Origin of the sequence: Parasphingopyxis sp. (assembly GCF_052168275.1) — a bacterium.
Lineage (GTDB): Bacteria > Pseudomonadota > Alphaproteobacteria > Sphingomonadales > Sphingomonadaceae > Parasphingopyxis.
In genome coordinates this window covers 1-7,493 of sequence record NZ_JBQLZM010000050.1, presented here as the reverse complement: position 1 = coordinate 7,493, position 7,493 = coordinate 1, and the positions used below count along the sequence as shown (strand labels likewise).

General features: G+C 67.2%; 5 protein-coding genes. 4 read left to right on the top strand and 1 reads right to left on the bottom strand.

Going from position 1 to position 7,493, the window contains the following annotated elements; translation table 11 throughout:
* Positions 1–143: 143 nt before the first annotated feature.
* Entirely contained in the window at positions 144–1,847 is a 1,704-nt protein-coding gene (locus ACTS1X_RS04185) for an arylsulfatase (RefSeq protein WP_442613122.1), read from the bottom strand.
* A gap of 125 nt (positions 1,848–1,972) precedes the next feature.
* Here ACTS1X_RS04185 and ACTS1X_RS04180 point away from each other — a divergent pair, with 125 nt between their 5' ends.
* The 4 genes from ACTS1X_RS04180 to ACTS1X_RS04165 all read left to right on the top strand — a co-directional run bounded on the left by ACTS1X_RS04180 (position 1,973) and on the right by ACTS1X_RS04165 (position 7,355).
* Positions 1,973–3,535, top strand: coding sequence for a long-chain-fatty-acid--CoA ligase (locus ACTS1X_RS04180; protein ID WP_442613121.1), 1,563 nt, complete (start codon positions 1,973–1,975; stop codon positions 3,533–3,535).
* A 99-nt stretch (positions 3,536–3,634) separates the two neighbouring features.
* Entirely contained in the window at positions 3,635–5,083 is a 1,449-nt protein-coding gene (locus ACTS1X_RS04175) for a carotenoid oxygenase family protein (RefSeq protein ID WP_442613120.1), read from the top strand.
* A gap of 73 nt (positions 5,084–5,156) precedes the next feature.
* Positions 5,157–6,158, top strand: a complete 1,002-nt coding sequence (locus ACTS1X_RS04170; protein ID WP_442613119.1) for an NADP-dependent oxidoreductase — start codon at positions 5,157–5,159, stop codon at positions 6,156–6,158.
* A gap of 24 nt (positions 6,159–6,182) precedes the next feature.
* Positions 6,183–7,355: an acyl-CoA dehydrogenase family protein gene (locus ACTS1X_RS04165; protein ID WP_442613118.1), complete on the top strand. Its 1,173-nt coding sequence runs from the start codon at positions 6,183–6,185 to the stop codon at positions 7,353–7,355.
* Positions 7,356–7,493 lie beyond the last annotated feature (138 nt).

Genomic DNA, 7,493 nt, shown 5'->3' with positions numbered 1-7,493 from the left:
CGCAGCGTCGCTGGATGCCATCGGAGGGCGGTGCGGCGCTCGACCGCAAGGTCGAGTCTGACAGAAGACTCCGCCCCGAAGTTGCGCTTGTAACGTTCTGACGGACAAAACTCCCGCCGCGCTCAAGCCCGGCCACGACTACGCTATTGGTGGTCGTCCCCGTCCGCCCCGGCCGCCGCGAACATGTTGAAATCGTCGGGCGGCAGGATCACGCCATTGTCGCGCAGATAGGCCCGGTGGCGCTCCATCAGCCGCGCGAAGATTGCGGGCTCGGCCGCGGAAAGGTCGGTCAGTTCGTTGGGGTCGCGCGCGAGATTGTAGAGCGCCCATTCGCCGCTTCCCGCCGGGCGGCGGAGCCGCATGATCTTCCAGTCGCCGGCGATAAAGGCCTCGTTGCCGAACAGCTCGAACCCCTGGCCGTCCCATTCGGGATAGATGCCCTCGGCCTCGCCGGTCAGATAGGGCAGCATCGAGCGGCCCGTCATCGTCTCGATCAGCCGCCCGGCGAAGCGCGGCCCGGGCCGGGCCACGCCCGCCATGTCGAGCAACGTCGGCGCGATGTCGACGAGCGTCGCGAAGGCGCGCGTCCGCCCGCCGCTGTCGATCCGGCCGGGCCAGGAGATGATCAGCGGAGAATGGATGCCGCCCTGGGCGACGAAGGTCTTGTAATAGCGGTGGCCGGCCGCGCCGGCCTGCGCCCAGGGGCGGCCGTAAAAGGGATAGGATTCGGCGCTCCCCAGGCTGTCGAGGCTGTTGTCGAAATTCTCCGCGACCCAGTCGGTCGCCGGCGGGAAGATCGGATCGGTGGTGAAGTCGATCGCTTCGGGGCCGTTGTCAGAGGTGAAGATGATGATCGTGTTGTCGAGTTCGCCGGTCCGCTCGAGATGGTCGAGAATCCGCCCGACATTCTGGTCGAGCCGGTCGACCATCGCCGCATAGACGGCCATCAGCCGCGCCTGATAGCGCTGCTGCTCGGGGGTCAGCGACTCCCAGTCGGGCACCGAATCGAGGCTGGGCGCCAGCACCGCGTCCGGCGGCACCATGCCGATCCGCTGCAGGGCCGCGAACCGGTTGCTGCGCAGCGCCTCCCAGCCCTCGAGATAGCGGTCTCCATATTTGGCGATCGTTTCGGCCGGGGCATGGAGCGGCCAGTGCGGCGCGGTGAAGGAGAGATAGCCGAAAAAGGGTTCGCCGCTTTCGCGCCCCTCGTCGAGATAGCGGATCATCTCGTCGGTGTAGAAGTCGCTCGAATAGAAGTCGTCGGGCAGCGCCGCCGGTTCGCCGTCGCGCAGATAGGTGACGGTCGGCATGAAATCGGCATAGCCCCGATCGTCGAAATGGCTGCCCGCGCCCTGAACCAGCGTGAAGCTGCGGTCGAAGCCCCGCTGGGCGGGATTGCTCTGGCCGCCCAGATGCCATTTGCCGGTCATATAGGTCGCATAGCCCTCCTCGCGCAGGATCTCGGCAAGGGTCACGACCCGGTCGTTCAGATAGCCCTCATAGCCGGGCTGGCCGCGCTGGTTCTCGGACAGGAATTCGGCCATCGAGCCATAGCCGGTGCGATGCTGGGCGACGCCGGTCAGCAGCATCGCGCGCGACGGCGAGCACATCGGCGAGGTATGGAAATAGCTGAAGGTGATGCCGTTGTCCGCCAGCCGGCTGAGGCTCGGCGTGTCGATCTCCCCGCCATAGGGCGCGATATCGGAATAGGCGAGATCGTCGGCGAGGATGATCAGGATATTGGGGCGTTCGGCGGCCTGTTCCCGCGCGCCGGCATCCGGGGCGCAGGCGGCGAGCAGCACCAGGCCCGATATCAGCGCCGCGATGACCGGTTTTCCGTGATCCATGCTCGTTCTCCCTGACCGTCCGGCAGGGTGCGCCGCGTCGCCCCGCCGCGGCAACTAACATTTTGGCGGATACCGCTTTCCGGCCGGCTGGGTTAGCCAGAGGATGGAGGATTTGCGGGACAAGCATGACCGATTTCGTTTCCGGCCTGACCGAGCGCGCCGCCGCGGCACTGCCAGACCATCCGGCGATCGTCGATGGCGAGCGGCGGCTGACCTATCGCGAACTGTACGACCGCATCCTGCGCGGCGTCGCCTGGCTGCGCGCGTCGGGCATCGGGCGGGGCGACCGGGTCGGCTATCTCGGCATGAACAGCCTCGACTATGTCGTGCTGATGCAGGCCGCGCAGCGGATCGGCGCGGTCACCGTCGCGATCAACTGGCGGCTGGTGGCGCGCGAGATCGCCTTCATCCTGCGCGATGCGGGCATCGACCTGCTGGTCACCGAAGCGGCGCGGCTCGAAACCGTCGAGGCGGCGGTCGCCGAGGCCGGTATCGGCCGGGTCGTGCTCACCGATGGCCACCATGACGGGTCGCCGCGCTTCGCGGACGGAATCGCGGTGTGCGAGCCGGACGGGGCGGTCGGCGATCTCGCCGACGATACGGTCGCGCTGCAGCTCTATACGAGCGGCACGACCGGCCATCCCAAGGGCGCGCTGCTCACCCATGGCAGCTTGCGCGCCTCGCTGACCCAGGGCGACAGGACCGGCGAGGACTGGGCGCAATGGGACGAGAGCGATGTCAGCCTCGTTGCGATGCCGCAATTCCATATCGGCGGATCGGCCTGGACGATGCAGGGGCTGCGCGGCAAATCCTCGATGGTGCTGCTCCAGCAGCCCGATATCGCGGACCTGATCGCGGCGGTCGAAACCCACGGCATCACAAAGATGTTCGCGGTGCCGGCCGTGCTCAACATGATCCTCGGCCACCCCGACGCCCAGGGCAAGACCTTCCCCTCGATGCGCGAGCTGCTCTACGGCGCCTCGCCGATCCCGCTCGATATCCTCAAACGCTCGATGGCGAAATTTCCCGAAGCTCAGTTCGTGCAGATGTACGGCGCGACCGAGACCAGCGGCACGGTGGTCTACCTGCCGCCCGAGGATCACGACCCGGCGGGCACCGAGCGGATGAAGGGATGCGGCAAGCCCTTTCCCGATGTCGAGATCCGCATCGCCGACGAGGACGGCAACGAACTCCCGACCGGCGAGGTCGGCGAGGTGCTGGTCCGCTCGCCGCTCGTCATGGCCGGCTATCACAACCTGCCCGAGGCGACCGCCAGGGCGTTTCACGGCGACTGGTACCGGTCCGGCGACGCCGCCTATGTCGACGAAGACGGCTATCTCTACCTGTTCGACCGGGTGAAGGACATGATCGTCTCGGGCGCGGAGAATATCTATCCGGCCGAGGTCGAGAATGCGCTCAGCGACCATCCGGCGGTCGCCGACGTCGCGGTGATCGGCGTGCCGGACGAGAAATGGGGCGAGGCGGTCAAGGCGCTCGTCGTGCTGGCCAAAGGCGAGGCGGCCGGCGAGGCCGAGCTGATCGCCTTCGCGCGTGATCGGATCGCGGGCTTCAAGGTGCCCAAATCGGTCGATTTCGTCGACGGGCTGCCGCGCAATCCCTCGGGCAAGGTGCTGAAGCGCGAGCTGCGCAAGGCGTACTGGCCCGAAGGCGAGAGGAATATCGGATGATCGATCGACACGCTCTGGATTGCCGCGTCGCCTGCGGCTCCTCGCAATGACGGACGGGGCATCCATGCGCCGTCTACGCCAATATGGAGAGCTATAGCCATGGCCCAGCAATTTCCCGATGCGCCCTATCTGACCGGCCATCATGCGCCGATCCGTTTCGAGGCGGAGGCGCCGGACCTCATCGTCACCGGCGAGATACCGGACGACCTGGCCGGCGTCTTCTACCGCAACGGGCCGGACCCGCTCTATCCGCCGCGCGAGGACACCTATCACTGGTTCGACGGCGACGGGATGGTGTTCGGCTTCTTCATCGAGGACGGGCGGGTATCGATGCGCAACCGCTGGGTGCGCACCGGCAAGTTCGAAAAGGAACTGGAAGCGGGGCGCAAGCTCTACGGCGCGTTCGGCAATCCGATGACCAGCGATCCCTCGACCGGCGACACGCGCTACAATACGGGCAACACCAATATCGTGCTCCATGGCGGCAAGCTGCTCGCGCTGATGGAGGGCGCGCCGCCGGTCGAGATGGGCGCGCGCGACCTCTCGACGATCTCGGAATATCACTATGACGGCGCGATCACGACGACCTTTTCCGCCCATCCCAAGCTCGACTGGGAAACCGGCGAGATGCTCAATTTCGGATCGATGATCCACGGGCCGATGGGGCCGAAGGAAATCCGCTACGACCATATCGACAAGGCCGGGCGGGTCACCGGCAGCGAGATCATCGAGGTGCCGTTCACGACCCTGATGCACACCTTCCTGGCGACCGAGAACTGGGTCGTCTTCCCGGTCATGCCGCTCGAGATCAGCCTCGAGCGGATGATGCAGGGCGGGCCGATGACGGCCTGGGTCGACGGGCGCGAGGCGCGCTTCGCGGTGATGCCGCGCAACGGGACGGCGGCGGACGTCCGCTGGTTCACCATGCCGCCGCGCCACATGTTCCACGAATTGAACGCCTGGGAGGAGGACGGCCGGATCGTCGCCATCGTCGCCTCCTCGCACCGCGCGCCGCTCTTCCCGAACGAGCAGGGCGAGATGCCCGAGCATGGCGAGACGCGCTTCGGCCTGACCAGATGGACGTTCGACCTGTCGGGCGACACGAACGAGGTGCGCGAAGAGGCGCTGACCGACCGCGACATGCAGTTCCCCCGGCCCGACGACCGCAAGATGATGCGGCGCACGCGGCACGGCTTCTGCAACATCAACATCCGCGCGCGCGACGCCCGGGCCGAGGGGCTCGACGCGGTGATGCGCATCGACACCGAGACCGGCGCCGAGGATCTCCACGATTTCGGCAAGGGCGCGGCGGCCGGCGAGCTGATCTTCGCGCCGCGGCTCGGCGGCACCGACGAGGCGGACGGCTATGCGATGACCCTGGTCTACAGCCCCGAAACCAACGAGACCGATCTCGCCGTCTTCGAAGCGCAGGACATCGCCAACGGCCCGATCGCCCGCGTCCATATCCCGTTCCGCGTGCCCGGCGGGTTCCACTGCAACTATTATTCGGCCGACAGCGATCTGTATCGAGAGGCGTTCGGAGGATGAAGCGCCCGCGCGATGACGGAGAGACGCCGATCGGACCGTTTCAGCGTGACGACAGGATTTTCAGGAGAAGCCCATGACCACCACGACCCGCCAATGGCTGCTGGCCGACCATCCGCGCGGCCGCGGCGTCGAGGATGGCGATTTCCAGCTCGCCGAGACCGAGCTGCCGGATCCGCAGCCCGGTGAGATGTTGCTCAAGACGCGCTGGCTGAGCTTCGATCCCGCGCAGAAGGGCTGGATGGAGAATATCGCCGACTATGTCGCGCCGATGGCGATCGGGGACGTCATGCGCGGCGGCGCGATCAGCGAGGTCGTCGAGAGCAAGGACGGCAAGTTCGCGGTCGGCGATCTCGTCATGGGGACGACCGGCTGGACCGAATATCACATCTCCAACGGCGCGGGGCTCGTCCGCGTCGACACCGAACTGCCGCCGACCGCGATGATGTCGGTGCTCGGGACGACCGGGGTCACCGCCTATTGCGGGCTGTTCAAGATCGGCAAGCCGGTGGCGGGCGATACGGTGCTGGTCTCCGGCGCGGCCGGGGCGACCGGCTCGGTCGTCGGGCAGCTCGCCAAGATCGCCGGCTGCCGCACCGTCGGCATCGCCGGCGGGCCGGACAAGTGTAAATGGCTGGTCGACGAGGCCGGTTACGACGCGGCGATCGACTACAAGGCGGGCGGGGTGCGCCGGCAGATTAAGGAGCATTGCCCGAAGGGCGTCGACGTCGTCTTCGACAATGTCGGCGGCGCGATCCTCGACGCCATGCTCGGCGAGATCGCGACCGGCGCGCGGGTCGTGATCTGCGGCGGGATCAGCCGCTACGAGACCGGCGACCTGCCTGCGGGTCCGAAAAACTATTTCAACCTGATCTTCCGCCGCGCATCGATGGCGGGCTTCATCGTGCTCGACTGGGCCGACGAATTCCCGGCCATCCGCAAGCGCCTGGAAGGCTTCGTCCAGGACGGCCGCCTCGCCTATCGCGAGGACATCCAGCACGGGTTCGAGAATGCGCCGCAGACGCTCAAGCGCTTGTTCACCGGCGCCAATCGCGGCAAGCAGATGCTCGAACTCTAGCCCGTCACCGCCGAAGGAAATTCCATGACCGAGAGTGCCGCCATCTCCGATCGCGCGCGCGCCATCGCCGCGCGCGTCGAAACCTTCGTCCGCGAGACGGTCGCCCCCTATGAGAGCGACCCGCGCTGCGAGGCGCACGGCCCGACCGAGGACCTGTCGCTCGAGCTCAAGGAGCTGGCGCGCCAGGCGGGCGTGCTGACCCCGCACATCCTCGCCGACGGCAGCCATCTGACCCATGCCGAGACCGCGCTCGTGCTGCGCAAGTCGGGCCTCTCGCCGCTCGGCCCGCTCGCCTGCAACACGGCCGCGCCCGACGAGGGCAACATGTATCTGCTCGGCAAGGCGGGATCGCCCGAGATGTGCGAGCGGTTCCTGAAGCCGCTGGTCGAGGGCAAGGCGCGCTCGGCCTTCTTCATGACCGAACCGGCCGGCGAGAACGGCGCCGGCTCGGACCCCTCGATGATGCGGACGACGGCGACGCAGGACGGCAATCACTGGGTGATCAACGGCCGCAAGGCGTTCATCACCGGGGCCGAGGGCGCGAAGGTCGGCATCGTGATGGCGAAGGCCGAGGAGGGGGCGAGCATGTTCCTCGTCGACCTGCCCGATCCCGCGATCCGCATCGAGCGCGTGCTCGACACGATCGACAGCTCGATGCCGGGCGGCCATGCGGTCGTCGCGATCGACAATCTGCGCGTGCCGGCCGATCAGATGCTCGGCGATCCGGGCGAGGGGTTCGCGCTCGCCCAGATCCGGCTGGCGCCCGCGCGGCTCACCCATTGCATGCGCTGGCACGGCGCCTGCACCCGCGCCCACGAGATCGCGACCGATTATGCGGTGCGGCGCCAGGCCTTCGGCAAGCCGCTGATCGACCATGAGGGCGTCGGCTTCCAGCTCGCCGACAATCTGATCGACCTGAAACAGTCCGAACTGATGATCGACTGGTGCGCGGGCGTCCTCGACACCGGCGCGCTCGGCACGGCGGAAAGCTCGATGACAAAGGTCGCGGTGTCCGAGGCGCTGTTCCGGATCGCCGACCGCTGCGTCCAGGTGATGGGCGGGACCGGCGTTACCGGCGACACGATCGTCGAGCAGGTGTTCCGCGAGGTCCGCGCCTTCCGCATCTATGACGGGCCGACCGAAGTCCACAAATGGTCGCTCGCCAAGAAGATCAAGCGCGAGAACCGGGTGGATTAGGGAGGTCTTTCGGCAGGAACTTCCTGACGGAAGTTCGCCGCAAAGGGAGTCGTTTGTCAGACTCGACCTGTCGGTCGAGCGCGGCACCGGCCCGCACCCCCTCCCGGCCTCCCAACAGGGTACACTCAATGGGAGGCC